At 36.4% G+C, this 25,618-nt stretch carries 22 protein-coding genes; 14 read left to right on the top strand and 8 right to left on the bottom strand.

Annotation, left to right across the window (positions count from 1 at the left end; translation table 11 throughout):
- Positions 1-145 precede the first annotated feature (145 nt).
- Both RNZ47_RS02165 and RNZ47_RS02160 read left to right on the top strand, forming a co-directional pair.
- Positions 146-898 carry an SDR family NAD(P)-dependent oxidoreductase gene (locus tag RNZ47_RS02165; protein WP_311935674.1) on the top strand — a complete coding sequence of 251 codons (753 nt, stop codon included), beginning with the start codon at positions 146-148 and terminating at the stop codon, positions 896-898.
- A gap of 42 nt (positions 899-940) precedes the next feature.
- Positions 941-2,074 carry an ATP-binding protein gene (locus RNZ47_RS02160; RefSeq protein ID WP_311935671.1) on the top strand — a complete coding sequence of 378 codons (1,134 nt, stop codon included), beginning with the start codon at positions 941-943 and terminating at the stop codon, positions 2,072-2,074.
- A 207-nt stretch (positions 2,075-2,281) separates the two neighbouring features.
- Here the strand turns inward: RNZ47_RS02160 and amaB are convergent, their stop codons facing one another.
- Complete coding sequence (gene amaB, locus RNZ47_RS02155; protein WP_311935667.1) at positions 2,282-3,835, bottom strand: L-piperidine-6-carboxylate dehydrogenase; 1,554 nt, start codon at positions 3,833-3,835, stop codon at positions 2,282-2,284.
- A gap of 121 nt (positions 3,836-3,956) precedes the next feature.
- On the opposite strand from amaB, the gene RNZ47_RS02150 reads away from it, so the two are divergent.
- Both RNZ47_RS02150 and RNZ47_RS02145 read left to right on the top strand, forming a co-directional pair.
- On the top strand, positions 3,957-5,006 hold the full coding sequence (locus RNZ47_RS02150; RefSeq protein WP_311935663.1) for an isoaspartyl peptidase/L-asparaginase family protein: 1,050 nt from the start codon (positions 3,957-3,959) through the stop codon (positions 5,004-5,006).
- A 210-nt stretch (positions 5,007-5,216) separates the two neighbouring features.
- Positions 5,217-5,591, top strand: a complete 375-nt coding sequence (locus RNZ47_RS02145) for an endonuclease domain-containing protein (protein WP_311935659.1) — start codon at positions 5,217-5,219, stop codon at positions 5,589-5,591.
- Between the two features lie 140 nt (positions 5,592-5,731).
- On the opposite strand, the gene RNZ47_RS02140 is transcribed toward RNZ47_RS02145, so the two are convergent.
- Positions 5,732-6,217: a CAP domain-containing protein gene (locus RNZ47_RS02140; protein WP_311935656.1), complete on the bottom strand. Its 486-nt coding sequence runs from the start codon at positions 6,215-6,217 to the stop codon at positions 5,732-5,734.
- A 351-nt stretch (positions 6,218-6,568) separates the two neighbouring features.
- Between RNZ47_RS02140 and RNZ47_RS02135 the strand changes: the two genes are divergently transcribed.
- A complete protein-coding gene (locus RNZ47_RS02135) occupies positions 6,569-12,139 on the top strand; it encodes an alpha-2-macroglobulin family protein (protein WP_311935652.1) in 5,571 nt (1,856 codons plus the stop codon).
- Positions 12,140-12,277: 138 nt separating this feature from the next.
- Entirely contained in the window at positions 12,278-13,333 is a 1,056-nt protein-coding gene (locus RNZ47_RS02130) for a glycosyltransferase (RefSeq protein WP_311935649.1), read from the top strand.
- Here RNZ47_RS02130 and RNZ47_RS02125 read toward each other — a convergent pair.
- Together RNZ47_RS02125 and RNZ47_RS02120 are read right to left on the bottom strand one after the other, a co-directional pair.
- Positions 13,307-14,344 (bottom strand): sensor histidine kinase, encoded by a 1,038-nt coding sequence (locus RNZ47_RS02125; protein ID WP_311935647.1) that lies wholly within the window; start codon positions 14,342-14,344, stop codon positions 13,307-13,309. The genes RNZ47_RS02130 and RNZ47_RS02125 overlap by 27 nt on opposite strands.
- A gap of 12 nt (positions 14,345-14,356) precedes the next feature.
- A complete protein-coding gene (locus RNZ47_RS02120; RefSeq protein WP_311935644.1) occupies positions 14,357-15,037 on the bottom strand; it encodes a response regulator transcription factor in 681 nt (226 codons plus the stop codon).
- A 205-nt stretch (positions 15,038-15,242) separates the two neighbouring features.
- On the opposite strand from RNZ47_RS02120, the gene RNZ47_RS02115 reads away from it, so the two are divergent.
- From RNZ47_RS02115 to RNZ47_RS02100, 4 genes are all read left to right on the top strand, one after another.
- Complete coding sequence (locus RNZ47_RS02115) at positions 15,243-15,584, top strand: T9SS type A sorting domain-containing protein (protein ID WP_311935641.1); 342 nt, start codon at positions 15,243-15,245, stop codon at positions 15,582-15,584.
- Positions 15,585-15,690: 106 nt separating this feature from the next.
- The gene (locus RNZ47_RS02110) at positions 15,691-16,605 is read left to right on the top strand and encodes a T9SS type A sorting domain-containing protein (RefSeq protein WP_311935638.1); all 915 of its coding nucleotides are present in this window, start codon (positions 15,691-15,693) and stop codon (positions 16,603-16,605) included.
- 121 nt (positions 16,606-16,726) lie between these two features.
- On the top strand, positions 16,727-17,707 hold the full coding sequence (locus RNZ47_RS02105) for a LuxE/PaaK family acyltransferase (protein WP_311935635.1): 981 nt from the start codon (positions 16,727-16,729) through the stop codon (positions 17,705-17,707).
- A 38-nt stretch (positions 17,708-17,745) separates the two neighbouring features.
- Positions 17,746-18,384: a hypothetical protein gene (locus tag RNZ47_RS02100; RefSeq protein WP_311935633.1), complete on the top strand. Its 639-nt coding sequence runs from the start codon at positions 17,746-17,748 to the stop codon at positions 18,382-18,384.
- A 119-nt stretch (positions 18,385-18,503) separates the two neighbouring features.
- On the opposite strand, the gene tyrS is transcribed toward RNZ47_RS02100, so the two are convergent.
- Positions 18,504-19,799, bottom strand: a complete 1,296-nt coding sequence (tyrS, locus tag RNZ47_RS02095; RefSeq protein ID WP_311935631.1) for a tyrosine--tRNA ligase — start codon at positions 19,797-19,799, stop codon at positions 18,504-18,506.
- Between the two features lie 155 nt (positions 19,800-19,954).
- On the opposite strand from tyrS, the gene RNZ47_RS02090 reads away from it, so the two are divergent.
- A complete protein-coding gene (locus tag RNZ47_RS02090) occupies positions 19,955-20,962 on the top strand; it encodes an NAD-dependent epimerase/dehydratase family protein (protein WP_311935629.1) in 1,008 nt (335 codons plus the stop codon).
- On the opposite strand, the gene RNZ47_RS02085 is transcribed toward RNZ47_RS02090, so the two are convergent.
- From RNZ47_RS02085 to RNZ47_RS02075, 3 genes are read right to left on the bottom strand one after another with little or no spacing between them, the layout of a single operon-like run.
- Positions 20,931-21,551, bottom strand: a complete 621-nt coding sequence (locus RNZ47_RS02085; RefSeq protein WP_311935627.1) for a DUF4296 domain-containing protein — start codon at positions 21,549-21,551, stop codon at positions 20,931-20,933. The genes RNZ47_RS02090 and RNZ47_RS02085 overlap by 32 nt on opposite strands.
- Positions 21,548-22,894 carry a dihydroorotase gene (locus RNZ47_RS02080; protein WP_311935624.1) on the bottom strand — a complete coding sequence of 449 codons (1,347 nt, stop codon included), beginning with the start codon at positions 22,892-22,894 and terminating at the stop codon, positions 21,548-21,550. Before RNZ47_RS02080 ends, RNZ47_RS02085 begins: the two co-directional genes overlap by 4 nt.
- An 11-nt stretch (positions 22,895-22,905) precedes the next feature.
- A complete protein-coding gene (locus RNZ47_RS02075; protein ID WP_311935621.1) occupies positions 22,906-23,628 on the bottom strand; it encodes a polyprenol monophosphomannose synthase in 723 nt (240 codons plus the stop codon).
- Positions 23,629-23,747: 119 nt separating this feature from the next.
- On the opposite strand from RNZ47_RS02075, the gene RNZ47_RS02070 reads away from it, so the two are divergent.
- The 3 genes from RNZ47_RS02070 (at position 23,748) to RNZ47_RS02060 (ending at position 25,585) form a co-directional block, all read left to right on the top strand.
- Positions 23,748-24,392, top strand: a complete 645-nt coding sequence (locus RNZ47_RS02070) for a DUF4271 domain-containing protein (protein ID WP_311935618.1) — start codon at positions 23,748-23,750, stop codon at positions 24,390-24,392.
- Between the two features lie 26 nt (positions 24,393-24,418).
- Positions 24,419-25,168, top strand: a complete 750-nt coding sequence (locus RNZ47_RS02065) for a uroporphyrinogen-III synthase (protein WP_311935614.1) — start codon at positions 24,419-24,421, stop codon at positions 25,166-25,168.
- Between the two features lie 102 nt (positions 25,169-25,270).
- Entirely contained in the window at positions 25,271-25,585 is a 315-nt protein-coding gene (locus RNZ47_RS02060) for a hypothetical protein (RefSeq protein ID WP_311935612.1), read from the top strand.
- Positions 25,586-25,618 lie beyond the last annotated feature (33 nt).

Here is a 25,618-nt window from a genome sequence, read left to right as displayed (position 1 = left end):
GGTTAAAAGTTCAGCCAAATGTAATGATTACGGCGTTTAACATATAATTATGATAAGTTTATTGTAAATGTTGCTTTTCAACTAAAGTCTATTCAAACTGTTTAAGTATTTTTATAGATGAAAAACGCAAAATATCTTACTTAAAATGACAAAAACAGCCCTAATTACCGGAGCAACAAGTGGTATTGGTGAGGCCACGGCTTACGAATTTGCAAAACACGGCATTCGTTTAGTGCTTTGCGGAAGACGATTAGAACGCTTAAACACCATAAAAAAAGCATTGGAACGTTTAACCCATGTGCATATTTTAAATTTTGATGTTCGCGATAGAACCGAAACGTTGAAGGCCATCGAATCGCTTCCAAAAGAATTTAAAACCATTGATATTCTTATTAATAACGCTGGAAATGCCCACGGATTGGATCCTATTCAATCTGGGAGTATAGACGATTGGGATGCCATGATGGACATTAACGTAAAAGGTTTGCTTTATGTGAGCAAAGCCGTAATTCCGCAAATGACCGAAAGACAATCGGGACATATTATCAATATTGGCTCATCGGCAGGTAAAGAAGTGTATCCTAAAGGGAATGTGTATTGTGCCAGCAAACATGCGGTTTTGGCCATTACCGAAGGCATGCGTATTGATTTGAATCCGTTTGGAATAAAAGTAGGCGCTATAAATCCGGGTTTGGTTGAAACCGAATTTTCGCTGGTACGATTTAAAGGGGATGCCGTTGCCGATACCGTGTACAAGGGCTACAAAGCCTTGCAAGCCGAAGATGTTGCTGAGATTATATATTTTACCATTTCGCGTCCGCCACATGTAAATATTGCCGATTTGTTGGTGTTTTGTACGGCGCAGGCGAGTTCAACTCTGGTAAAAAAAGAACTTTAGAATTTAAACAATGAGATTCCCGCTTTCGCGGGAATGATAGCTATGATTAACAAACGTCTCCTTATAAAACACCTTTTGGCTCATAACGATGAGAACAGTTTTTACGATAAAAAACGTAAAATTGATATTAGCCAAAAAGAAGGAAAAGCGAAATTTTTAAAACACATTTGTGCGCTCTCAAACAGCAATCCAAAAAACAACTCGTACATTGTAATTGGTGTTGAAGATGAGGACAATAATATTGTTGGAGTCGATTTTTTTGACGATAGCAAAATCCAAAACCTTATTAATGCCTATTTAAGTCATCCGCCCATTGTTCAGTACGAAAACATTCCGTTTCCGCATTTGCCCGACGATAAAGTTGTGGGTTTGGTAACCATTCGTCCTACCGGAAAAATCACCTCTTTGCGCAAAAACATTTGGAAATATTATGGCGGTTCGGTGTTTTTTAGAGATGGCAGCATGAGCATGCCTAAGGTTTTTGATATTGAAATAAAAGACATCAATTCTAAAATTGTCGAGGCTATCGAGAACCATGCGCAAAACAATATTGAACACACGCTCGATGCTGTTTTTCATTTTATGAACACGCGAAAAGACTACAATGCGCAATATAAAGTGTTTAAAGAGTATTTTGTGGTGTGTTGGTCTGCCCAAAAAAAGCTAGTAAAAGGCGAAGCTTTTTTTTCACGGGTTGATATTGAATTGATTAACGAGCAAGTGCGTTTGTTTTTTTCGGTGTTGGATGAGGTTTCAATTTCTATTGATTCGAATAGTTTTAAAATTATTGAATATGTAAACCTTGGGCTTCAAAACACCAACAAATATTATCCGTTGGAAGAAACCATCATAAGTTTTGAAGATAATGCCAATTATAATATTGAAACCAAATTATTGTTCGAGCCACCACAATTTGACAAAAAAGTATTGCATCATATTTACAATGCCAATAATGCCATTTTGGAAAAGCTTAAAAAAGGACTTCCGTTTACAAAAAATGAAGAACAGGATTTAAAAAATTTACCGGTTACGTATTTAATTTGTTACCTCAATCTTTTCCATGACGCTATTGATAAACTAAACGAAGTAAAACCCTACCTTAGAGCCTATAGTGAAGAATTATACAGCCTTTATAAAGAGTCGTTACGGATTTTAAGAAAGGTGAAATACAGTTAATTATCTGTTGATAAAATTAATGTTAATTTAACTTTCAGCTCTTGTATAACAGATTATTTATAAGCATTTTTGCGGTGCTATTAATCTTTAATTAGATATAAACCTTGTTTCTGTCAGAAAATTTCTGGAATTGAGACAAGGTTTTTTTTTAAACAAAAAAAGCTGCATTTAAATGATGCAGCTTTTACTTTATTAGTTGTTTATTGCTTAAAGATCAAACTTAATTCCTTGCGCTAAAGGCAATTCATCAGAATAGTTTATGGTATTTGTTTGGCGTCTCATGTACACTTTCCAAGCATCGGAACCCGATTCGCGTCCGCCACCGGTTTCCTTTTCGCCTCCAAAGGCACCACCGATTTCAGCACCCGAAGTCCCTATATTTACATTGGCAATACCACAATCTGAACCAGCATACGACAAGAATTTCTCTGCTTCTTTCAGTTCGTTTGTCATAATGGATGAAGATAAACCTTGAGCAACACCGTTTTGTTTTTCAATGGCATTTTCAACATCCCCAGAATATTTCATTAAATATAAAACGGGCGCAAAGGTTTCGTGCTGCACAATTTCAAAATGGTTTTCGGCTTCAATAATGGCGGGTTTTACATAGCATCCGCTTTCGTAACCTTCGCCACTTAAAACACCTCCTTCAACCAACACGTTTCCGCCTTCAGCTTTTGCTTTTTCAATAGCAGCTAAATAGGTAGTAACGGCATCTTTATCAATTAAAGGGCCAATATGATTTTTTTCGTCTAACGGATTTCCAATGGTTAATTGTTTGTAAGCACCAACAATGGCGTCTCTAACTTTATTGTAAACCGAATCGTGAATAATTAAACGACGCGTTGATGTACAACGCTGTCCGCAAGTCCCAACAGCACCAAATACAGCACCAGGAACTACCACTTTTAAATCGGCCGTTGGTGTGATGATAATGGCATTGTTACCTCCCAATTCCAATAACGATTTACCAAAACGTTCGGCAACTGTTTTTCCAACAATGCGTCCCATTCTAGTTGAACCCGTTGCAGAAACCAACGCGATTTTTTTATCGGTTGTCATAAACTCGCCCACTTTGTAATCGCCATTTATAATACACGAAATACCTTCGGGCAAGTTGTTGTCTTTTAAGATTTCTGCAATAATATTTTGACAAGCCACAGCGCATAACGGCGTTTTTTCTGAAGCTTTCCAAACGCAAACATCGCCACAAATCCATGCTAAAGCGGTGTTCCACGCCCAAACAGCAACGGGGAAATTAAATGCCGAAATAATACCAACCACACCTATGGGGTGCCATTGCTCGCGCATAACGTGCCCTGGACGTTCCGATGGGATGGTTTGGCCGTTTAACTGTCGAGATAATCCAACCGCAAAATCACAGATGTCTATCATTTCCTGTACCTCACCGTAACCTTCTTGCAAAGATTTACCCATTTCGTAAGACACCAATTTTCCTAAAGGCTCTTTTAAATCCCGTAATTTGTTTCCAAATTGACGCACAATTTCTCCGCGTTGAGGTGCAGGTACGTCTCTCCAAATTTTAAAAGCCTTGGTTGCAGCATCCATGACTTTGTCGTAATCTGCTCGCGATGTCGTTTTTACTTTTCCAATTAATTTTCCATCAACTGGCGAATAAGATTCTATTATTTCACCGTTGGAAAAATGATTTGAACCTGTAGATGTGCCATCATTTACTGCATGTACACCCAATGTTTTTAGCGTTTCTTCAATTCCGAAATCAGTTATCACCGCTCCCATATATTTTTGTTTTAATATTATTATTCAAATTATTTGCGAATATACTAATTTCTAGTGTTTGTTTTCCTCAATTTTATATTAAAATACTATCTTTAAAACCACTCAATACATCTATATCGTTATGAAAAAAATCATCTTTTTATGGTCTGTTTTATTCATTCTTAGTGCTTGCAAAAACGCCGAAAATAACACGGAAAAAACCACTGAAACTCCCAAACAAGAATTCGCTATAATCATTCACGGTGGTGCGGGCACAATTTTAAAAAAGAACATGTCTGCCGAAATGGAAACCGCTTATAAATCAAAATTAGAAGAGGCAATTCGCGTGGGTTATGATATTTTAAAAAATGGCGGAAGCAGTTTGGATGCCGTAACCAAAACCATAAATATTATGGAAGATTCGCCGCTTTTTAACGCGGGGAAAGGGGCTGTTTTCACGAATGAAGGAACGAACGAACACGACGCATCAATAATGGATGGAAAAACCTTAAATGCTGGTGCTTCCGCTGGAACAACAACGGTTAAAAACCCCATTGATTTGGCACGGGCGGTTATGGATAAATCGCCTCATGTGATGCTGTCTGGAAAAGGGGCGGACACTTTTGCCGAAGAACAAAGTTTACAAATTGTTGACCCAAATTATTTTTATACCGAAAGCCGATTTAAATCCCTTCAAAATATAAAAGACAAAGAAAAAACAGAATTGGATCACGACGGTAAAATTTCGTTTTATGATGCCGATATTAAAAATTCAAAATTTGGAACCGTAGGTTGTGCGGCACTCGATAAAAAGGGGAATTTAGCTGCCGGAACTTCAACGGGTGGCATGACTAACAAACGCTGGGGGCGTATTGGCGATTCGCCCATAATTGGCGCTGGCACTTATGCCAATAATAATACCTGCGCCGTATCGAGCACGGGTTGGGGCGAGTATTTTATTCGTGGCATGGTGGCTTATGATATTTCTGCGCTTATGGCCTATAAAGGCTTGTCGCTTAAAGCCGCTTCAAAAGAAGTCATTCAAAATAAACTAACTAAACTTGGTGGCACTGGCGGTATTGTTGCCATCGATAAAAACGGAAATATGGTTGCCGAATTTAACACGGCTGGCATGTACAGAGCGACGATGAATGATAAAGGGGAGTTAACTATTGGGATTTATAAAGAATAATCTGTAGCCTTATAGATTTAGCAAGTGGCTTTTATAACTACAAAAACCCACCCCTAGCCCCTCCTAGGAGGGGAACTTGTCAAACATATTATTATTATTATTAAGTTCGTTATGAAAATTTGTAAATTACTGTACTAAAAAAAACAAAACTCTAAAACTTCCCATAAAGCTTTTCCCCTCCTTGGAGGGGATTAAGGGGTGGGTCATAAAATGAGAAAAATAATACCCTACAATCCAAATTTAGTTCCACTTGCGAAAAACCTTCGCAACAATATGACTTTGGGAGAAATAACCTTATGGCGTGAAATAAAGCGAAGAAAGACAGGGGTAAGATTCAGCAGACAAATTCCCATAGATAATTTTATAGTTGATTTTTATTGTAAAAATCTTATGTTAGCAATTGAAGTAGACGGTTCTATCCATTTTGAAGAAGGTCATCAAGAAAATGATGCTGAGAGACAAAAGCGTTTAGAGTCACTTGGAATTACAATGATTAGGTTTAGTGATTTAGATGTTAAAAACAATCTTGGTTGGGTGCTAACTGAAATTGAAAAAACAATTGAGGCGTTAAAAACCCACCCCTAACCCCTACGAGGAGGGGAACTTGTCAAGCATAGGATTAAGTTCGGTATGAAAATTTGTAAACCCCCCACATGGCTTTTTCCCTCCTTGGAGGGGAGTCAATCTTAATAGGTTATTAATATTAATGTAAAACTTTTAAAACGTTACTGTTTTAAAAAAAGCTGGGTGTAATAATACTGTCCAACATCATTTTTAACGGCACTAATACCAATATGTGTAAAATCGCCTTCAATATTTTCGCGATGCCCGCTGCTATTTAACCAAGCTTCCATAACATCTTTTGCAGACCTTTGTTTTGCTGCAACATTTTCGCCTGCGCGTTTAGCGTTTTCCTCATCAAACAATCTATTGGCCCTATCATCAAAATGGTCATGGCTTATATCGCTTTGCGTTATCATATAGCGGGTGTGTTCTTCGGCTAATTCCCTGGCTAGGTAATTTATAGCAAGTGGTTCTTTACCAATATCCGCCCTATGCGAATTAACTAATTGGAATATATTTTCTTCAATGGTAAGTGCTTCAAGCCTTTCATTAGCTTCTGCGGAATCATCTTTGGAGCATGAAACCGTGCAAGCTAATACTGCAAAACACAGCAAAACAAACCAGTTTCTTAAATAGTAGGTTTTCATTAAAATACAATTTTGGGTATTTCAATATACGGTAATTGTTCGTTTAAAGGTTGCTAAGCGGTAAAAATTCGAATGATAATTTCCAAATACGTGACGTTTATCGTGTGTTTTGTTTATTTTTCGAAACATCAACCTAAAAACCTTAAGACTTATTTAACATTTTTAAAAAGCCTAAACACCAAAAATTGAACGTAACTTTATTAACGAGAAACATCGTATGTGAAAAATATCTTTATCCTACAAAAGCTATTTCGATGTTACATTTGACAGATAATATCATTAAGGATCTACAAATGAAACTGCTTACGCTTTCTTTTTTAGTTATTTTGTTCATTTAAAATCCATCAATCTATGTCATTAAAAAAGCTTTTTGCTATCGTATTGATTCTTGCGTTAGCGGCATCCTGTAAAAAGAAAGTAGTTGAAACCGATAATCTTTTCAAATTTCGAGATTACATAAGTTACACCACGTCGGGCATTGCTTCGGTTGCAAATCCCATTCAAATTAATTTAGCTAACGAGGTTGAGGGTTGGGAAATGGGTGCGGAAATCACAGATAAAATTGTGATCATAAAACCGCATGTTGAAGGCAAATTAACGGTTGCCAATAAACACACTTTACTTTTTACACCGGACGAACATTTAGAGCCCGCAACAGAATATACCGTAATGGTAAAACTTAGGGATATTTATAAAAATATGCCCGATGGTTTTAAGGATTACACGTTTCAGTTTAAAACCATTACGCCCAATTTTAATGTGGTCACCAACCATTTGCAATCGTACAGCAAAAATTGGCAATACCTTGAGGGCGTTATAAAAACTGCCGATGTTATATCGATTAACGATGCAAAAACCTTGGTTGAAGCCTCTCAAAACGGTAAAAAACTAAATCTTGTTTTTAATGAAGCGAATGAAAATTCTAAGTTTTTCGAGTTTAAAATTGATAGTATTAATCGCCAAATTGAAGACAGCAAAATTGATATAACATGGAACGGAAAATCTATAAACGCATCAAACAAAGGTAAAAACACGATTGCGATTCCGGGAATAAATAATTTTACGATTGTAGACGTCAATGTGATTCAATCGCCAGAACAACATCTATCCATCAACTTTTCCGATCCGCTTAAAAAACAACAAAATTTTGATGGTTTAGTTAGCATTCAAAAGATAAAAAACCCGAAATACATCGTTGATGGCAATGTGCTAAAAGTGTATCCGGACAGCAAATTGGTGGGCAATATTCAAGTGGATGTATTCCAAGGTATCAAAAATACCGACGAGTATAAATTAAAGAACCCCTTTTCAGAAATTATTGCTTTTGAAGATTTAAAACCGCAAGCTCGATTGATTAGCAACGGCACCATTTTACCCAATTCCGAAGCCTTAAAATTCAATTTTGAAGCCGTTAATTTAAGTGCTGTTGATGTTAGGGTAATTAAAATTTTTGAAGATAATGTGCTTCAATTTCTACAGGATAATAATTTAGACAGCGACAATAAATACGACATAAAAAAGGTTGGTCGCCGTATTGCAAAACAAACCATTCAATTGCAAACATCGGCCGAAAATACAGGGAAATGGAAGGCGTACAGCATCGATTTATCAAAGTTTTTTAAGGCCGATGCCGGCGCTATTTATCGTGTGGAATTGAGTTTCAACAAAAGCTATTCGTTATACGACTGCGAGGCAAATGCTAACATTACAAATACCGAAGATGATGAATACGACGATTATTACGAAGACGATTACTATGAAGCTGATTTTAACGAAATATCGCCTGAAGAAGAAGATTTAAAAGAGGAAGCCTATTGGGACAATCTCGCGTACCGCTACAAAAACTACTCCTATAATTGGCGTGAGGAAAACAACCCATGTCACGATGCCTATTACAATGAGCGCAAAATAGTGTCTCAAAATTTATTGGCTTCAAACCTTGGAGTCATTGCAAAACGGGGTTCGAACAACTCGTATTATTTTGCGGTGACCAATATTTTAAATACCAACCTCGAGGCCAATGCGAAAATTACGTTATACAATTTTCAGCAACAGGAAATCGCCAGCAGAAACACCGACGAACAAGGTTTAATTACCATCGACTCTGAAAAACATGCAAATTTCGCCATCGTTTCAAAAGGACAAAACACCACCTACGTAAAACTACAAGATGGCAATTCGTTGTCGTTAAGCAAATTTGATGTTTCCGGAAATCGTTTGCAACGTGGACTCAAAGGCTACATTTATGGTGAGCGCGGGGTTTGGCGACCGGGAGACAGCTTGCATTTAACCTTTATGCTAAATGATACCGATAACAAACTTCCCAAAGGACATCCGGTTAAAATGGAAATTACAAATCCCAACGGGAAATTGGTTTATAAAAACGTAACCAACGATAATCTCAATAACTTTTACAAATTCACTGTTCCCACTTCAACCGAGGATAAAACAGGCAATTACAACGCCAAAGTTTCGGTTGGTGGCGCCATATTTTACAAAGGATTAAAGGTTGAAACCGTTAAACCAAACCGATTAAAAATCAAGGTAGATTTCGATAATGAAGTTCTAACCAATGATGCCCCACTAAAAGGAACTTTAGATGTAAAATGGCTTCACGGTGCACCCGGAAAAAATCTTAAAGCTGAAATTAAGGCGAAGTTTACACCATCGTACACCAGTTTTAAAAACTATAAAAATTACGTTTTCAACGACCCTACGCGTCAATTCAGTACCGAGGAAATCAATGTTTTTGAAGGCAATGTTGATGCCGATGGTTTAGCAAAAATAAACAGCAAATTAAATGTTGGCAAAAATGCCCCGGGCATGTTAAACGCCCAATTTTTAGTGCGTGCTTTCGAAAACGGAGGCGATTTCTCGATGGATGCCTTTACAAAACCCTACGCGCCTTATAAGTCGTTTGTCGGTTTGCGTTCACCCGAAGGAAACGCCTATGGTTCGTTTTTTACAGATGAAAACCAAACCTTCGATGTGGTGGTGGTCGATGCTTTTGGCAAGCCCATAAAACGCGACAACCTCGAAGTAAAAGTCTATAAAATTGAATGGCGTTGGTGGTGGAATTCCTCTTACGATAACCTATCAAGTTATGTATCCAGCAGTTATCACAAACCGTATTTAAGCTCTAAAATAAATACAGATGCCAACGGAAAAAGCACCTTAAACATCAACATTCCCGATAACGATCGCGGGCGCTATCTGATACGGATTATCGACCCCAAAAGCGGTCATGCCACAGGAAGAACGGCGTATTTCTACAAAAACTGGTGGACCAATTCCAGTTCCGGCGATAAAGAAGCAGCAAAAATGCTTGTGTTTTCCGCCGATAAAGAAACATATAATGTTGGGGAAACGGCAAAAATCACCTTTCAATCGGGTAGCGAAGGTCGTGCTTTGGTAAGCATTGAAAATGGTACCGAAGTGTTGGATTACAAATGGGTAAAAACACAGCAAGACGAAACTACGGTTAATGTGCCCGTAACTCCAGAAATGGCCCCCAATGTATTTGTAAATATTTCACTTTTGCAACCGCATGCTATTTCGGCAAACGATTTGCCCATTCGCTTATTTGGTGTAATTCCAATTATGGTCGAAGATCCAAACACCAAATTGGAACCGCAGCTAAAAATACCCGATGTGCTGCGCCCAAAAGAAACATTTCAAGCAAATATTTCAGAAAAAAACAACAAAGCCATGACTTACACCATTGCCATGGTTGAAGAAGGTTTGCTCGATTTAACACGCTTTAAAACCCCAAATGCTTGGGACGAATTTTACAAACGTGAAGCCTTGGGTGTAAAAACCTGGGATGTTTTTGATGATGTTATCGGTGCGTATTCAGGTAGTATCGACCAAGTATTTGCCATTGGTGGCGACGGCAATGCGGCTGGCGGAAAAAACAAAAAAGCGAATCGGTTTAAGCCCGTGGTTACCTATTTAGGACCTTTTCATTTGAATGCGGGCGAGAAAAAATCGCATACCCTAACACTGCCAAATTACATTGGCGCAGTGCGTGCCATGGTTGTTGCTGGCGATAATAAAAACGAGGCTTACGGAAGCACAGATAAATCCGTTGAGGTTAAAAAGCCTTTAATGGTTTTGGCAACGCTTCCGCGGAAATTAAGCCCGGGTGAAAAAGTAACGCTTCCTGTTACCGTTTTTGCGATGGAACCCAAAGTAAAAAACGTTGCTATTAGTTTGAAATTGAGTGATGGCATTTCAGTTGTTGGTGAGAATTCAAAAACTTTAAGCTTCGCAAAACCAGACGAGCAAATGGCCTATTTTCAACTCGACGTTAGCAAAGCAAAAGGCATCAATACCGTTGAAGTTATTGCCACGGGAAATGGCGAAAAATCAACTTATAAAGTAGAATTGGATGTCGTAAACCCAAACCCGATTACATCAAAACCCATTGATAAAGCTTTAGCTGCGAACGCAACTGAAACTCTAGCGTTTTCAACCTTTGGTGTTGTTGGGACAAACTCCGCTACTTTAGAGTTTTCAACCTTACCGCCAATGGATTTTTCACGCAGGTTGCAATTCCTCATTCAATATCCGCATGGGTGTTTAGAGCAAACCACATCGAGTGTGTTTCCGCAGTTATTTTTAACCGATATTTTCGATTTAACACATCAGAAAAAGCAAGAGATTCAAACCAATATTGAAAATGGTATTAAACGATTGGCACATTTTCAAAAACCAAATGGCGGCATGAGTTATTGGATGGGTGAAAACATTGTAAATGATTGGAGCACCAGTTACGCGGGTCATTTTATGATTGAGGCTGAAAAGAAAGGATTTGCTTTACCGCTAACCTTTAAAAGCAACTGGATTGCTTATCAAAAACAAGCGGCGAGCCAATGGCGACCAACTTACCGAACTTATAATTCGGATTTGGCGCAAGCTTACCGATTATATACCTTGGCTTTGGCAGGAAATCCGGATTTGGCAAGTATGAACAGACTTCGCGAATTCACCGAAATATCGAACGAAGCCAAATGGCGACTCGCGGCGGCCTATGTTTTAGCGGGACAAAAAGAAGCAAGCGATAATATTTCGCAATCCGCTAATATCGAGTTTAAACCCGTTAAATATAATTATTATACCTATGGTTCGAGAGACAGAAATCGGGCCATGGCCTTAGAAACCATGGTGCTTACCAAAAATCCAAAACAACGTGAATTAGCAGAGTACATCGCCAAGGTCTTATCGAGCAACCGTTGGATGAGCACGCAAACCACAGCCTATAGTTTATTGGCGATGGCAAAAATGGTAAACGCCAATGGCGGAAAAGCCTTAAATATAAATTACACCATTAACGGTAAAATAGAAAATATCGATACCAAAAGTGCCATTGCACAACGCGAATTGCAAGCAAACGATGGTTCGAATAACCTGTCTTTTACAAATCAAAAGGACAATGTGGTTTATGTGCGTGTTTTAAATTCAGGGAAATTACCGCTTGGGCACGAGCTTGCCGAACAACGTGGTTTAAGCGTATCGTACGCCTACAAAGATTTAAAAGGCAACAACATTGATGTTTCCAAACTGCAACAAGGGCAGGATTTTGTGGCCACAGTGCGTGTTAGTAATTTGAAAAATGAACAGGTTAACGATGTGGCATTAACGCAAATTTTTCCTTCGGGATGGGAAATTGTGAATACCAGATTTACCGCTTTTGGCAGCAGCACGACAAGCCAAGCGCGATTTACAGATATTCGTGATGACCGCGTAAACTTTTATTTCGATTTGCCCGAAAAAGGAAAACACAGTACGAAAACCTTTAACGTGATGCTGAATGCAGCCTATTTAGGCACCTATTATTTACCAGGGATTCAAGCGGAAGCCATGTACGATAATGAGTATTTGATTAGGACTAAAGGACAATGGGTAATTGTTGAGAAATAAAACACTCACAATCGTTACGGACGAGAACAAGAATCTGTAATTGTTATAACAACCAAAAATAACTTGATCAAAATTAATATGGCTAATATGTGGGTTCGGAATTGCAGTCGAAGGATTTAAGCAAAGCCAAAATAAAAAATGAAAAAACGAATATTGGTTGCACCGTTAAATTGGGGTCTTGGGCATGCCGCCAGATGCATACCCATAATTAAGGCGTTAATAGCTTCTGGTTTTGAGCCTATTTTGGCGAGCGATGGTAATGCGTTATTGCTTTTACAAAAGGAATTCCCAGATTTAATTCCCATAGAATTGCCAGCATACCATATTACTTATGCTAAAAAAAAGCAGCATTTTAAATTGAAGCTGTTAAGGGATGCGCCAAAGCTTATCAAAACGATTAAAGCCGAAAAAAAAACCATTGCACAAATTGTAGATAGCCATCAAATTTCGGGGATTATTTCCGATAATCGATGGGGTGCTTATTGCGAAAAAATACCATCGGTTTTTGTAACGCATCAACTGAATGTTTTAAGCGGAAACACAACCTGGTTGAGCACTAAAATGCATCAGAAATTGATGCGAAAGTTTGATGTATGTTGGGTTCCCGATACCGCAGAGGCTATTAATTTAAGCGGAAAGTTAGGGCATGCAGACGCGTTTAATTTTCCAATTAAATATATGAGACCGTTGAGCCGATTTGAAAAACGGAATGTTCCCATTACAAACGCTGTTTTGCTACTGCTTTCTGGCCCTGAACCTCAACGCAGTTTACTTGAAAAGCAGCTTCTTCAAGCATTTAAAAACTTTGATAAAACCATTGTTTTTGTAAAAGGCGTTGTTGAAAAAGAGCAAACCATTCAAGTTATTGGAAATATGACGATTTACAATTTTATGACTTCCGAATTGCTCGAAAAAACCATAAACGAAAGCGATTTGGTGATTGCCAGATCGGGTTACACCACCATTATGGATTTGGCTAAGCTCGATAAAAAAGCTTTTTTTATACCAACGCCGGGGCAATTTGAACAGGAATATTTAGCGAAACGATTAACCGATTTAAACTTGGTACCAAGCTGTAATCAAAAAGATTTTAAAATAGATAAGCTTAAGAGTGTTGAAAATTTTAAAGGCTTAAAAACCTTAAATTACAACACAGATTTTAAGGATTTATTTAGCCTTTTCGAGCGTAAATGAAAACTCGCTGCCAACACCAAATTCGCTTTCAACATATATTTTTTCGTTGTGCGCTTCAATAATATGCTTTACAATAGATAAGCCCAAGCCAGAACCGCCAACTTTTCGGTTTCCGGTTTTATCGACTCTAAAAAACCGTTCGAACAAACGGGAAACATGCTTTTTTTCGATGCCTTCGCCATTATCGGTAATGCGCACAATAGCCTTGTTTTTTATTAAATTTTCTATACTAACCTCAGTCGTGCCTTTTTCTTTGCCGTATTTTATGGAGTTTACAATAAGGTTTGCCAACACTTGCTGTATACGTTCCTTATCGGCTTTAACTAATACAGGTTTTGTATAATCGGTATCGAACATGAGGGTGATGTTTTTTTTGTGTGCTCGCATTTCAAACATATCAAACACATTGTTTACCAATTCTACAATATCGAACACTTCAAGATTCAGACTTAAATCGCCAATTTCCAATTTGGTAATCATGTCTAAATCCTTCACGATATAACTGAGTCGTTCCACACCTTTATTGGCGCGTTCCAAATATTTTTTTCGTATGTTTTTATCATCAATAGCGCCATCTAAAAGCGTTAAAATATAACCCTGAACTGTAAATAAGGGCGTTTTTAACTCGTGCGAAATATTGCCCAAAAACTCTTTGCGGTATTTTTCTCGAACTTTTAGCGTTTCTATTTCCAGTTTTTTATCGCGTGCAAATTTATCTATCTCTTTGGTAAGCGTGCCCATATCGGTAGTGATAGAGCCTCTGGTTAAACTGGCCGATTCCAAAAGCGTTAAGTCGTCGTATATTTTTTTTACGCGCCTATAGATAAAGCGTTCAACGCGTAATTGAATCACAATAAACGAAAACACATAACTGGCCGAAGCAAATGCCAAAATAAGCACCCAATTAATGGTGTAAAAGGCAAATAAAAAAACACTCAATAAGAGCGTTATAAAAAATGTAATAAACAGCGATGTTTTAATCGCAAAACGATATGTTCTTTTTAATTTCAAGTACTAAAAGTATTAATCTACAAACTTATAACCAACACCTTTAACGGTTTTAAAGCTATCGTCACCTATTTTTTCGCGTAGTTTACGAATGTGCACATCTATGGTTCTTCCGCCAACCACAACCTCATTGCCCCAAACTTTGTCAAGAATCTCGTCGCGCTTAAAAACTTTTCCTGGTTTTGAGGTTAATAAAGATAGCAATTCAAATTCCTTTCGGGGTAAAATAATTTCCTTTCCTTTTAAAATAATTTTGTAGGCATCTCTATCAATTACCAAATTACCAATTTTAACCTTAGCAGTTTTGGTTTCTTGTTTAAACCTGCGCAAAAGAGCTTTTACCTTGCTTATTAAAACTTTTGGTTTTATGGGTTTTGTAATATAATCGTCGGCACCAGCATCAAAACCTGCAACTTGCGAATAGTCTTCGCCCCTTGCCGTTAAAAAGGTAATAATGGTGTCTTTTAAATCTGGGTTTTTTCTGATGATTTCACAAGCCTCAATGCCGTCCATTTCGGGCATCATCACATCTAAAATAATTAAATGGGGAAGCTCTTTCTTAGCTTTTTTTACGGCTTTTGCCCCATTTTCGGCGGTTATAACTTGATAGCCTTCATTTGATAAATTATAGCCAACAATTTCTAAAATGTCGGGCTCGTCATCAACTAAAAGTATTTTTAAATCCTTTTTATTCATTGTAAAAACAATAGATTATATGATTAAATCGGAGTAAAGATAAAACTAATAACGTAACATTATTGGTTAAGCAAAAATTAATAACATTTAGATAATCTATAGTTTACACGGATTTAACCTTTCGATAAAAGGGTGAAATCTTTAACACTTTTTTGGTATGGATTTTGACGTAAATTGTTTAATTTTATAAGATTGAAAGTTAACTATGGAAAAAAACTACTTTTTTACTACACTTTTTGTTTTAATGTTTTTTGTAACCCAACCAGGGTTTGCACAAGCGGGCAACACTAATTTACCTGCGCAACAAAACATTGAAGGACTTTCTATTTACCCTAATCCTGTTAATAACGGTAAGCAGTTTATATATATTACATCAAAAAACAGTTTAACTAAGAAAATTGAAATTTTTAATGCCTTAGGCAAGCGAATTTTATCGGCTGTATTAATTGGCAAGGAATTAAATATCTCGAAATTGAGTACAGGCGTTTATATTTTAAAAATCACCGAGGGCAACATAAGCGAAACCCGAAAATTAGTGATAAAATAATTATAATGTTATTTCATCGAAAAAAATCAACCTATTAGGTTGATTTTTTGGTTTATACGCAAAAGTCTTTTTATTTTAATAAACTAATTAATTAATCCCTTTTATTATGAAAAAACTTTACTTTTTATTTTTATTATTTTGCTCTTTCTGTTTTGCGCAAGTAACTTTACCACATAACGATGGTTTTGCCTATGCAGATGGCAGTCTTATTGGAAATGGTGGATGGGTTAATCATAACGGTACATCTGGTGACCTTTTGGTTTCTGCTGGTAAGGCTATAGTTCAACATGGAGCACCCAGTGAAGACGCAAAAATTGATTTTACAGCTGTTTCTGGATGTGTTTATTTCGGGCTGGATTTTTCGGTTGACGATTTAGGAGCGCCATACAGCGGTGCAGACAATGAATACTTTGCACATTTTATGGTTGGAACAGGTAGCTTTAGAGGTCGTCTCGATATTGTGCCACCTTCAGCTAGTGGAGATTATTCTGTGGGTATTGCAACGTCAAGTGGTACAGCAGATGCAGTTTGGGCTACAGATCTCACTTTTGGCGTAACATACCGCGCCATTGTTAAATATGACCAAGATTCTAATCAAGCACAACTTTGGATTAACGCCACATCTGAAGGCGATACGTCTATATTGGGAGCAGATGAAACTGATCCCGGTAATGCCATAAACGCATTTGGACTTCGTCAATCTGATTCTTCTGAAAACGAAACTGTTCGTGTTGATAATCTTTATTTAGGAGCAACATTTGGTGCCGTTTTATCAGCTAAAAACAAACAAATAGAAGGTTTCAGCATGTATCCTAATCCAACAAATAAAGGTTATGTAAACATGTCTAGCAGAAGCAACTCAATTATGGAAGTATCGGTTTACGATATTCTAGGGAAACAAGTGGTTAATACAACTGTAACCAATAAAGGATTAGACGTTTCCAGTTTAAATGCTGGCGTTTATATTATGAGGGTGGCTCAAGACGAGGCTTCAATCACAAAAAAAATTGTAATACTATAAACGTTTAAACTTATATTTTAAAAGCGTTGCAAGTAGCAACGCTTTTTTATTTTATATACTTTTGCCTAGGTTTTCGATATAAAAATTATAAAACCATTTTACTCGAACTTACTATAATTAAATGATAGACCATAACGCCATTTTTAATATTAAAAATCAAACAGAGTTTGAAGATTTGGCATTGCAAATTTTTGGGCATCAGTTTAAAAACAACCGTGTTTATCGCTCATTTTGCGATTTACTTTACAAGCATCCTAGTGACGTTAAAACCATTCGAGACATTCCTTTTTTACCCATTCAGTTTTTTAAATCGCACAGCATATTAAGCAGTAAAGCCCATATTGAAACCAGCTTTACAAGTTCGGGCACTACAGGGAGTTTAACAAGTAAACACCATGTAACCAACTTAAAAGTTTACGAGCAAAGTTTCACAAAAGGTTTCCATCAGTTTTATGGCAATATTGAAGATTATGTGGTTTTAGCTTTACTGCCTTCGTATTTAGAGCGCGAAGGTTCCTCATTAATTTACATGGTTAATACCATGATTTCGCAATCCAACCACGCTGAAAGTGGTTTTTATCTCAATAACTTTTCTGAATTAAAAGACACCTTAATTAAGTTAAATGCTGAAGGGAAAAAAGTACTGTTAATTGGAGTTTCTTTTGCTTTATTGGATTTAATCGAAACCTATCAATTCCAACTTAAAAACACCATTATTATGGAAACAGGTGGGATGAAGGGCAGACGAAAGGAATTGATTCGGGCCGAATTACACAAAAAATTAAAAGCTGGTTTTGGCGTTAAAACAATACATAGCGAATACGGCATGACCGAACTTTTAAGTCAGGCTTATTCTAAAGGTGAGGGTGTTTTTAATTGCCCCAATTGGATGCGGATATTAACACGAGATACCGAAGATGCTTTGACTATTCAAAAATCCGGAAAATCGGGTGGCATAAATGTTATAGACTTAGCCAATGTAAATTCCTGCGCCTTTATTGCGACCCAAGATTTGGGAAAAACTTTTAGCAATGGGTCTTTTGAAGTGATTGGACGTTTTGACAACTCCGATATTAGAGGTTGTAACTTGATGGTGTTATAACTTTATTTTGTGTATTAAACCTTACTTTTTTAATTCAAATGAAAATAGTATTATTCATATCTCTTTTTTTGTTTTCAATAATTGGTTATTCACAAAAGAAGCTTGTGAAATATTATAATGAAAAGGGTGTCGAAGTTTCAAAAAGTATATTTAAAAAAAGCATAAATTATAAGGTAAACTTAGATGCTTATTTTGAAAATGACACTACTAAAAACTATATTTTAATACCAAGATCTGTTGTTGGTAAATTAAATCCTAAAGAATTTATTGCTCTTAAAAATCATTTAAATAGAATAAGTCGTTTTAAGTTAGACACAACTAAGTTTATTGTAATCAATTACTTGTCTTCAATACCAAAAAAATCTAAAAACACTAAGCCAAACCCTTATTGGAATGCATTTGGTAAGGAGTATTTAAGAAAAATAGATAGGATTGATAACATTCAACAATACTCAATTTACAATCCAGAAAATGACCATTTAAAGTACTTCCATAAAAATAGATTTAATTGGTTAGCAGATGAGCATGATTTTATAAAAAACATGTTTTTTCCTTATGATGTAATGTATGGGAACTTCCTAATTATAAGACCTAGTGGTGTTTTTGTTTACTATTTAGGCGAGCATAGTGAGTATCAGATTTTAGAAACCACAAAGAAATTTTTAAATAAAGACTAGTTTTCTGTAAGATTACCGCAGTTATTACGACCAAACCGACAGCTAAGAAAAAGAAAAATTTAGTTTTTTAGTTGGTTGGTTAAAGAAAGCCTAGGTTTTATCCTAGGCTTTCTGTTGTTTTATACAATTCGCAAAACAAAATAATTCTTCTTGCCACGTTGCAGCAATACAAATTTGTTGTTAATCAAATCTATTGCGGTGATTTTGTAATCGTCTTTCACCTTTTCTTTATTTACTGCAATAGAGTTTTCCTTTAAAGCCCGACGCGCTTCCCCATTAGACTTTAAAAACCCGCCTTGTTCTGCCAATGCCGCAATAATATCCAAGCCGTTTTCAATTTCAGATTGTGCGATTTCTGTTTGTGGCACACCATCAAAAACATCTAAAAAAGTTTGCTCATTCAATTGCTTTAAATCTTCGCTTGTAGATTTTCCGAACAATATGGCGCTGGCTTTTATGGCATTGTCTAAATCGTCTTTAGAGTGTACCATCGTTGTTACTTCTTCGGCCAAACGTTTCTGTAAAACCCGTAAATGTGGCGCTTCTTGATGGGCTTCAATTAAAGCTTCAATTTCTGCTCGGGTTAAAAAAGTAAAGATTTTAATATATTTTTCGGCATCAACATCGCTAGTGTTCAACCAGTATTGATAGAATTTGTATGGCGAAGTTCTTTCGGCGTCAAGCCAAATATTTCCGCCTTCGGTTTTTCCAAACTTGGTGCCATCGGCTTTGGTAATTAATGGCCATGTTAAGGCGTATCCTTTTCCAGAATCAACACGACGGATTAATTCTGTACCCGTGGTGATATTGCCCCACTGGTCGCTGCCACCCATTTGAAGGGTACAGTTTTTATCTCGGTAAAGGTGTAAAAAATCGTAGCCTTGTACTAATTGATAAGTGAACTCTGTAAAACTCATACCTACCGATGACTCTGATGATAAACGCTTTTTCACCGAATCTTTGGCCATCATATAATTTACGGTAATATGTTTACCAACATCGCGAATAAATTCCAAAAAAGAAAACTCTTTCATCCAGTCGTAATTATTAACAATAATAGCGGCGTTTTCAGCATCGCTATCAAAATCCAAAAATCGCGACAATTGCTCTTTAATAGCGTTTTGGTTATGTAAAAGTGTTTCTTCGTTAAGTAAGTTACGCTCTGCCGATTTCCCCGAAGGATCACCAATCATGCCCGTAGCGCCACCAACTAGCGCAACGGGTTTGTGTCCCGCCAATTGAAAATGTTTAAGCCCCATAACACCCACCATGTGCCCAATGTGTAAAGAATCTGCCGTTGGATCGATGCCCACATAAGCCATACGCATGGCCTCTAACAAATGTTCTTCTGTCCCAGGCATACTGTCTTGTATCATGCCTCTCCACGTTAATTCTTCAACAAAATTCTTTCTCATTACTCTATATATTTTATAAACTTTGGCAAAGATAAAAATACGTGCATAATTACGCTTGTATATTGAATAATTCTTTGGATTAAAAGACGGAAGACCAATGACTGAAAACTAATTTATTCCCGCTATCTATTTGAATTATTCATTACTTTAGTGCCATGATATTAGTTACGGGTGGCACCGGTTTGGTTGGTGCACATTTACTTTATAAACTGGTTAGTAATAACGAATCGGTTCGCGCTATTTACAGAACCGAGCGTAAGCTTAACAATGTAAAACAGGTGTTTTCGGGTTATACCGAAGCATATGAATCGTTGTTTAATTCCATTGAATGGGTTGAGGCCGATATTTTGGATATACCCTTATTATCCGATGCTTTTGTGGATGTTACCCATGTTTACCACTGTGCCGCTTTTGTGTCTTTCGAACCCAATAAATATCACGAGTTACGGCGTACAAATATTGAAGGCACTGCCAATGTTGTTAATCTTTGTATCTCGAATAACATAGAAAAATTATGCTACGTAAGCTCTATTGCAACTATAGGAAAAGCTTTGAATAATGAGCCAATTACCGAAGAAACCCATTGGAATCCCGAAGGCGATAACAGCGTTTATGCCATTACAAAGTATGGGGCCGAAATGGAAGTTTGGCGTGCCACACAAGAAGGTGTCAACGTGGTTATTGTAAATCCGGGCGTTATTTTAGGCGCGGGTATTTGGCGTTATGGCAGTGGCAGTTTATTTAAAAAAGCTCATAAAGGATTAAAATACTTCGCCGCCGGAACTATTGGATTGGTTGATGTGAAAGATGTTGTTTCCATAATGATTGCACTTTTAAAAAGCGATATTAAAAACGAACGCTTTGTTTTGGTTGCCGAAAATTGGACTTACAAACAGTTTTTACAAACTATGGCAAAGGCCGTAAACGCAAAACCGCCCAAAAAAGAAGCTAAACTTTGGTTGTTGCAACTAGCTTGGAGAATGGATTGGTTAACCCATAAATTAACCGGAAAAAGAAGGCAATTAACAAAGCAGATTGTAACCTCGTTGCATTCTGAAACCAATTACAGCAGCGCTAAAATTAAACAGGCCATGGCTATTGAGTTTACACCAATTGATAAAAGTATTGCTACTATTGGAAATCTGTATCTGAAACAGGTGTAATTAGCAGTTCATCAGATTTTGAGTTGAGTTTAAATCTGGTAACAGAATCTTTTTTAATCAGTATATTTAAAGAATCCTTCAGCTTTATCAATCGCAAAGAATCCTTTTTAATTAAAGGACTTACTGAATCTTTTTTTACCAAAACACTAAGGTGTTCTTTTAGTTTTAAAATGTGCGTTGAGTCTTTTTTAATAATGCCTTGGATAGAATCCCTATACTTTTTTTCCTCTTCTTCTTTTAGTTGTAAATCGGCGTACTTGGTTTTCAAAACATCAAAACTATCTTGTACCTTTTCATAAATAGCTTTATAATCTTCAACATAGTACGCGTAATAATCGTTGCTTAAAGCAAACTGTAAACTATCAATCCCGTACTTTTTGTACACATAGGTTTCAGCTTGCAAATTGTTATTATCCAAGATTGTTTTGTTCGTTCCATTTGCAGAAGATAGCAGCCTAACATCCATGATAATTTGCACCATTTTTTCCTTCGGAATTAAATTCTTCGGTTTTTTGGGCTTATCATATTTATAGCATGCCGTTGCTATGAATAAAATTGTAAAGTATGTAAATAACCGTTTTAAAATCATCTGTTAAAAGTTAATCGTTTTGCAGCATTAACATCATGAAACTTAAAGTTTTTATAGGCCAAACTTCCGTTTACAAAGGTATGGGTTATTCTCGATTTAAAGGTTGTGCCCTCAAACGGAGACCACCCGCATTTGTATAGGATATTCTCTTTTTTAACCGTCCACGGATGGTGCAGGTCCACCAAAACCAAATCGGCAAAATAACCTTCTCTTATAAATCCGCGTTTTTCAACCTGAAACAAAATAGCCGGATTATGGCACATTTTCTCTACTATTTTTTCAATTGAAATTTTATTTTTATGATGCATCTCCAACATAGCGGGTAAGGCGTGTTGCACCAATGGGCCGCCCGAAGGTGCTTTGGTATAAACGTTATCTTTCTCTTCAATGGTATGTGGTGCGTGGTCGGTAGCGATAACGTCAATTCTATCATCAAGCAAAGCCGCCCACAATTGGTCTTTATCTTTTTTAGATTTTACCGCTGGGTTCCATTTAATAAACGTGCCTTTTTCATCGTAATCTTTATCGGTAAACCACAGATGGTGAATGCAAACCTCGGCAGTAATTTTTTTATCTTTTAAGGGTATTTTGTTATCAAATAAAGCGGTTTCCTTTCCTGTTGAAAGATGAAACACATGCAATCGAGCGCCCGTTTTTTTAGCTAGTTCGATGGCTTTTGAAGAGGATAAATAACAGGCTTCTTCACTTCGAATTTCAGGGTGATATTTAATGGGAATTGCATCGCCGTATTTTTCAAAATACGTTTCAAAATTGGCTTTTATTGTGCCTTCATCTTCACAATGCACAGCGATTAACAAGTTGGTTTTTGAGAAAATATTCTCTAAAACCTCAGGATTATCAACCAACATATTCCCTGTTGAAGACCCTAAAAACAGTTTTAATGCCGCCACATTTTTGGCATCAACTTTTAAAATTTCATCTAAATTATCATTGGTGCCACCAAACATAAACGAGTAATTTGCCGATGATGTTTGGGCAGCTATCTCAAATTTTTCTTCTAATTTTTCAATAGTGGTTGTTTGCGGGTTGGTGTTTGGCATTTCAATAAACGAAGTAATACCACCAGCAATGGCCGCTTTAGATTCGGTTTCAATATTCGCTTTGTGCGTTAAACCAGGTTCTCTAAAATGCACCTGATCGTCAATAACACCGGGAAGCAGATATTTTCCTTCGGCATCAAATATGTGCACATCGGCAGTTTTTGCACTTATCGATGTGCTGATTTCTTTTATATATTCACCTTCAATTAAAATATCGCCCATAAAAATTTTACCTTCATTTACTATGTTGGCATTTTTAATAAGTGTTGTTTTCAAGGTCATTTTTCTGCTTTTTATTTTTTAAACAAACTTTTTAGCTTCATCGAAATTACGCCAAAAACAGCTTCAGAAATAATTCCTGAGCTCAATTTGGATTCGCCTTTTGTTCTATCGGTAAATATTACAGGCACTTCAATTATTTTAAATTGCTTTAAATAAGTTTTAAATTTCATTTCTATTTGAAACGCATACCCAATAAATTTAATTTTACTTAAATCGATGGTTTCCAACACCTGTCTTTTGTAACACACAAAACCCGCGGTGGTATCGTGAATGCGCATACCCGTAATAATACGCACGTATTTTGATGCCAAATAAGACATGAGCACGCGTGCCATAGGCCAATTTACAACATTTACGCCCTTAGCGTAGCGCGACCCAATGGCTAAATCGGCGCCATCATTTTTACAGGCATTATAAAGCTTGATGAGGTCTTTTGGGTTGTGTGAAAAATCGGCATCCATTTCAAAAATATATTGATACGATTTTTCTAAGCACCAATAAAACCCATGGATATAGGCCGTACCTAAACCTGCTTTTTCTTTACGGATTTCCAAAAATAAGCGATTCGGAAATTCTTCTTGAAGTTCCTTTACTTTTAAAGCGGTTAAATCTGGGGAATTATCATCAACTACGAGAACGTGAATATTATCCGATTGCGAAAAAACGGCTCTAATAATAGCTTCAATATTCTCTATTTCGTTGTATGTTGGAATTATAACAACCGTATCTTGCATTTGAAATATATTGTAATCGTAATATTTTTAGCAAATGTACATTATTTAAAAGTTTATTTTTTTTAAATATTCCTTAATATTTATGGACAAAGTGTGAATAATTATAATAATTTTAGGGCATGTATCGCGACATCATCTCAAACGAACTTTTTACCGTTTTAATGGTTATCGGGCTCGCCATTATTGCAACAGCAAAATTGGTGGCACCGCAGCGGTTCAATGATTTTTTTTATGTTTTGGTCAATTCAAAATACCTTAAAATATACGTTAAAGACCAAAAATTCTTAGATAAGTTTGATGCTTTGCTTTTTTCTAATTTGGTTATTTCGGTTTCTGTTTTTTGCCATTTGATTTACCAATATGCCCATGATTCTAAAATAGTTTCGGTTAATCTGCTTTTTAAATTGGTTTTCGGTATCGGCACGTTTATACTCATTAAGGTGCTTATTGAACGCTTAATTGCCAGCCTTTTTGAGATGGATAAATTAATGGACCAATACCTTTTTCAAAAAATAACTTATAAAAATTATTTAGGCTTGTTATTGCTGCCCATTAACGCCTTATTGGTTTTTTCAATAGAGCCCACATTGCCTGTTTTTTACACTATAATAGCGCTTTTGTTGATCGTTAATATTTCTGGCGTAATCACTTCATTTAAAACACATCAAAACACGATAAAAGGCAACTTATTTTATTTTATTTTGTATCTTTGCGCTCTCGAAATCGCACCTTATGTTGTTTTATATAAGGTATTAGTTTCGTAACGTAACTAAACAAACTACTTGTGTACATGAAAGTGAAAACAATTTTAGTATCTCAGCCAGAACCTAAAATAGAGAACTCCCCTTATTTTGATTTACAGGAAAAGCAAAAGGTAAAAATAGATTTTAGACCTTTTATACATGTTGAAGGTGTTCCTGCGAAAGAAATTAGGCAGCAAAAAGTAGATTTAAACAACTACACTGCCATAATTTTAACAAGTAGAAATGCCGTTGACCATTTTTTTAGAGTTGCTGAAGAAATGCGTTTTAAAGTTCCAGACTCTATGAAATATTTTTGCCAGTCTGAAGCAGTAGCCTATTATCTTCAAAAATATGTGGTTTACAGAAAACGAAAAATTTATGTGGGTAAACGTACTTTTTCTGAACTTTCGCCTTTAATCAAAAAGTATAAAGATGAAAAGTTCTTACTCCCAAACACCGATAAAGTGAAGCCGGAAGTGCCCAGTACGTTAGATGCTCTTGGTGTAGATTGGAAACAAGCTACTTTTTACAAAACGGTAGTTAGCGATTTATCCGATTTGGAAAACGTAACTTACGATGTATTGGTGTTTTTCAGTCCGTCCGGAATCGAGTCATTGTTTAAAAACTTCCCGGATTTTAAACAAAACAATACACGTATCGCTGTTTTTGGAAACACCACAATTAAAGCGGTTGAAGAAAAAGGCTTACGCGTAGATATTGCTGCTCCAACACCCGAAACACCATCTATGACGATGGCGCTACAAAAATATATCGATAAAGCTAATAAAGGGAAATAAACACTATTACTTATTACTTATAAAACAAAAAAGGGATGATATATATCATCCCTTTTTTGTTTTTAAATCGTATATTTAAAAACACATTCTAAATTTTTGAAGATGAAAAACAATATTCTATGTTTAATACTAATAACATTATTGTTTGTTATGTCTCCCAACTCGGTAATGGCTACCGAAAAAACTCCAACATATACCGCTGTTGAGGCTAATGAGATTCCTCCAGAAATTAAATCAATGATTGATAGAATAAATGAAATAAAGAGCATGAATAAATCATCTTTGACTCGTGCTGAAAGAAAAGAATTACGAAAAGAAGTTCGTGCTATGAAGAAAAGCGTTAGAGCATCTGGAAATGGTATTTACATATCAAGTGGAGCAATAATTATAATTTTACTTTTAATTATTATTCTTTAATATTTAAATCATTAAAAAAAGGGCAATTTTTAA

Source organism: Hwangdonia seohaensis (genome assembly GCF_031932625.1).
GTDB lineage: Bacteria > Bacteroidota > Bacteroidia > Flavobacteriales > Flavobacteriaceae > Hwangdonia > Hwangdonia seohaensis.
Note: the sequence above shows the minus strand (reverse complement) of the source record. Positions and strands in the feature narration are given on the sequence as shown.

Bases quoted from the DNA above. Each gene is read 5' to 3' on its own strand.
- RNZ47_RS02165 (WP_311935674.1), top strand. From the start codon at position 146: ATGACAAAAACAGCCCTAATTACCGGAGCAACAAGTGGTATTGGTGAG.
- RNZ47_RS02160 (WP_311935671.1), top strand. From the start codon at position 941: ATGATTAACAAACGTCTCCTTATAAAACACCTTTTGGCTCATAACGAT.
- amaB (WP_311935667.1), bottom strand. From the start codon at position 3,835: ATGGGAGCGGTGATAACTGATTTCGGAATTGAAGAAACGCTAAAAACA.
- RNZ47_RS02150 (WP_311935663.1), top strand. From the start codon at position 3,957: ATGAAAAAAATCATCTTTTTATGGTCTGTTTTATTCATTCTTAGTGCT.
- RNZ47_RS02145 (WP_311935659.1), top strand. From the start codon at position 5,217: ATGAGAAAAATAATACCCTACAATCCAAATTTAGTTCCACTTGCGAAA.
- RNZ47_RS02140 (WP_311935656.1), bottom strand. From the start codon at position 6,217: ATGAAAACCTACTATTTAAGAAACTGGTTTGTTTTGCTGTGTTTTGCA.
- RNZ47_RS02135 (WP_311935652.1), top strand. From the start codon at position 6,569: ATGTCATTAAAAAAGCTTTTTGCTATCGTATTGATTCTTGCGTTAGCG.
- RNZ47_RS02130 (WP_311935649.1), top strand. From the start codon at position 12,278: ATGAAAAAACGAATATTGGTTGCACCGTTAAATTGGGGTCTTGGGCAT.
- RNZ47_RS02120 (WP_311935644.1), bottom strand. From the start codon at position 15,037: ATGAATAAAAAGGATTTAAAAATACTTTTAGTTGATGACGAGCCCGAC.
- RNZ47_RS02115 (WP_311935641.1), top strand. From the start codon at position 15,243: ATGGAAAAAAACTACTTTTTTACTACACTTTTTGTTTTAATGTTTTTT.
- RNZ47_RS02110 (WP_311935638.1), top strand. From the start codon at position 15,691: ATGAAAAAACTTTACTTTTTATTTTTATTATTTTGCTCTTTCTGTTTT.
- RNZ47_RS02105 (WP_311935635.1), top strand. From the start codon at position 16,727: ATGATAGACCATAACGCCATTTTTAATATTAAAAATCAAACAGAGTTT.
- RNZ47_RS02100 (WP_311935633.1), top strand. From the start codon at position 17,746: ATGAAAATAGTATTATTCATATCTCTTTTTTTGTTTTCAATAATTGGT.
- tyrS (WP_311935631.1), bottom strand. From the start codon at position 19,799: ATGAGAAAGAATTTTGTTGAAGAATTAACGTGGAGAGGCATGATACAA.
- RNZ47_RS02090 (WP_311935629.1), top strand. From the start codon at position 19,955: ATGATATTAGTTACGGGTGGCACCGGTTTGGTTGGTGCACATTTACTT.
- RNZ47_RS02085 (WP_311935627.1), bottom strand. From the start codon at position 21,551: ATGATTTTAAAACGGTTATTTACATACTTTACAATTTTATTCATAGCA.
- RNZ47_RS02080 (WP_311935624.1), bottom strand. From the start codon at position 22,894: ATGACCTTGAAAACAACACTTATTAAAAATGCCAACATAGTAAATGAA.
- RNZ47_RS02075 (WP_311935621.1), bottom strand. From the start codon at position 23,628: ATGCAAGATACGGTTGTTATAATTCCAACATACAACGAAATAGAGAAT.
- RNZ47_RS02070 (WP_311935618.1), top strand. From the start codon at position 23,748: ATGTATCGCGACATCATCTCAAACGAACTTTTTACCGTTTTAATGGTT.
- RNZ47_RS02065 (WP_311935614.1), top strand. From the start codon at position 24,419: ATGAAAGTGAAAACAATTTTAGTATCTCAGCCAGAACCTAAAATAGAG.
- RNZ47_RS02060 (WP_311935612.1), top strand. From the start codon at position 25,271: ATGAAAAACAATATTCTATGTTTAATACTAATAACATTATTGTTTGTT.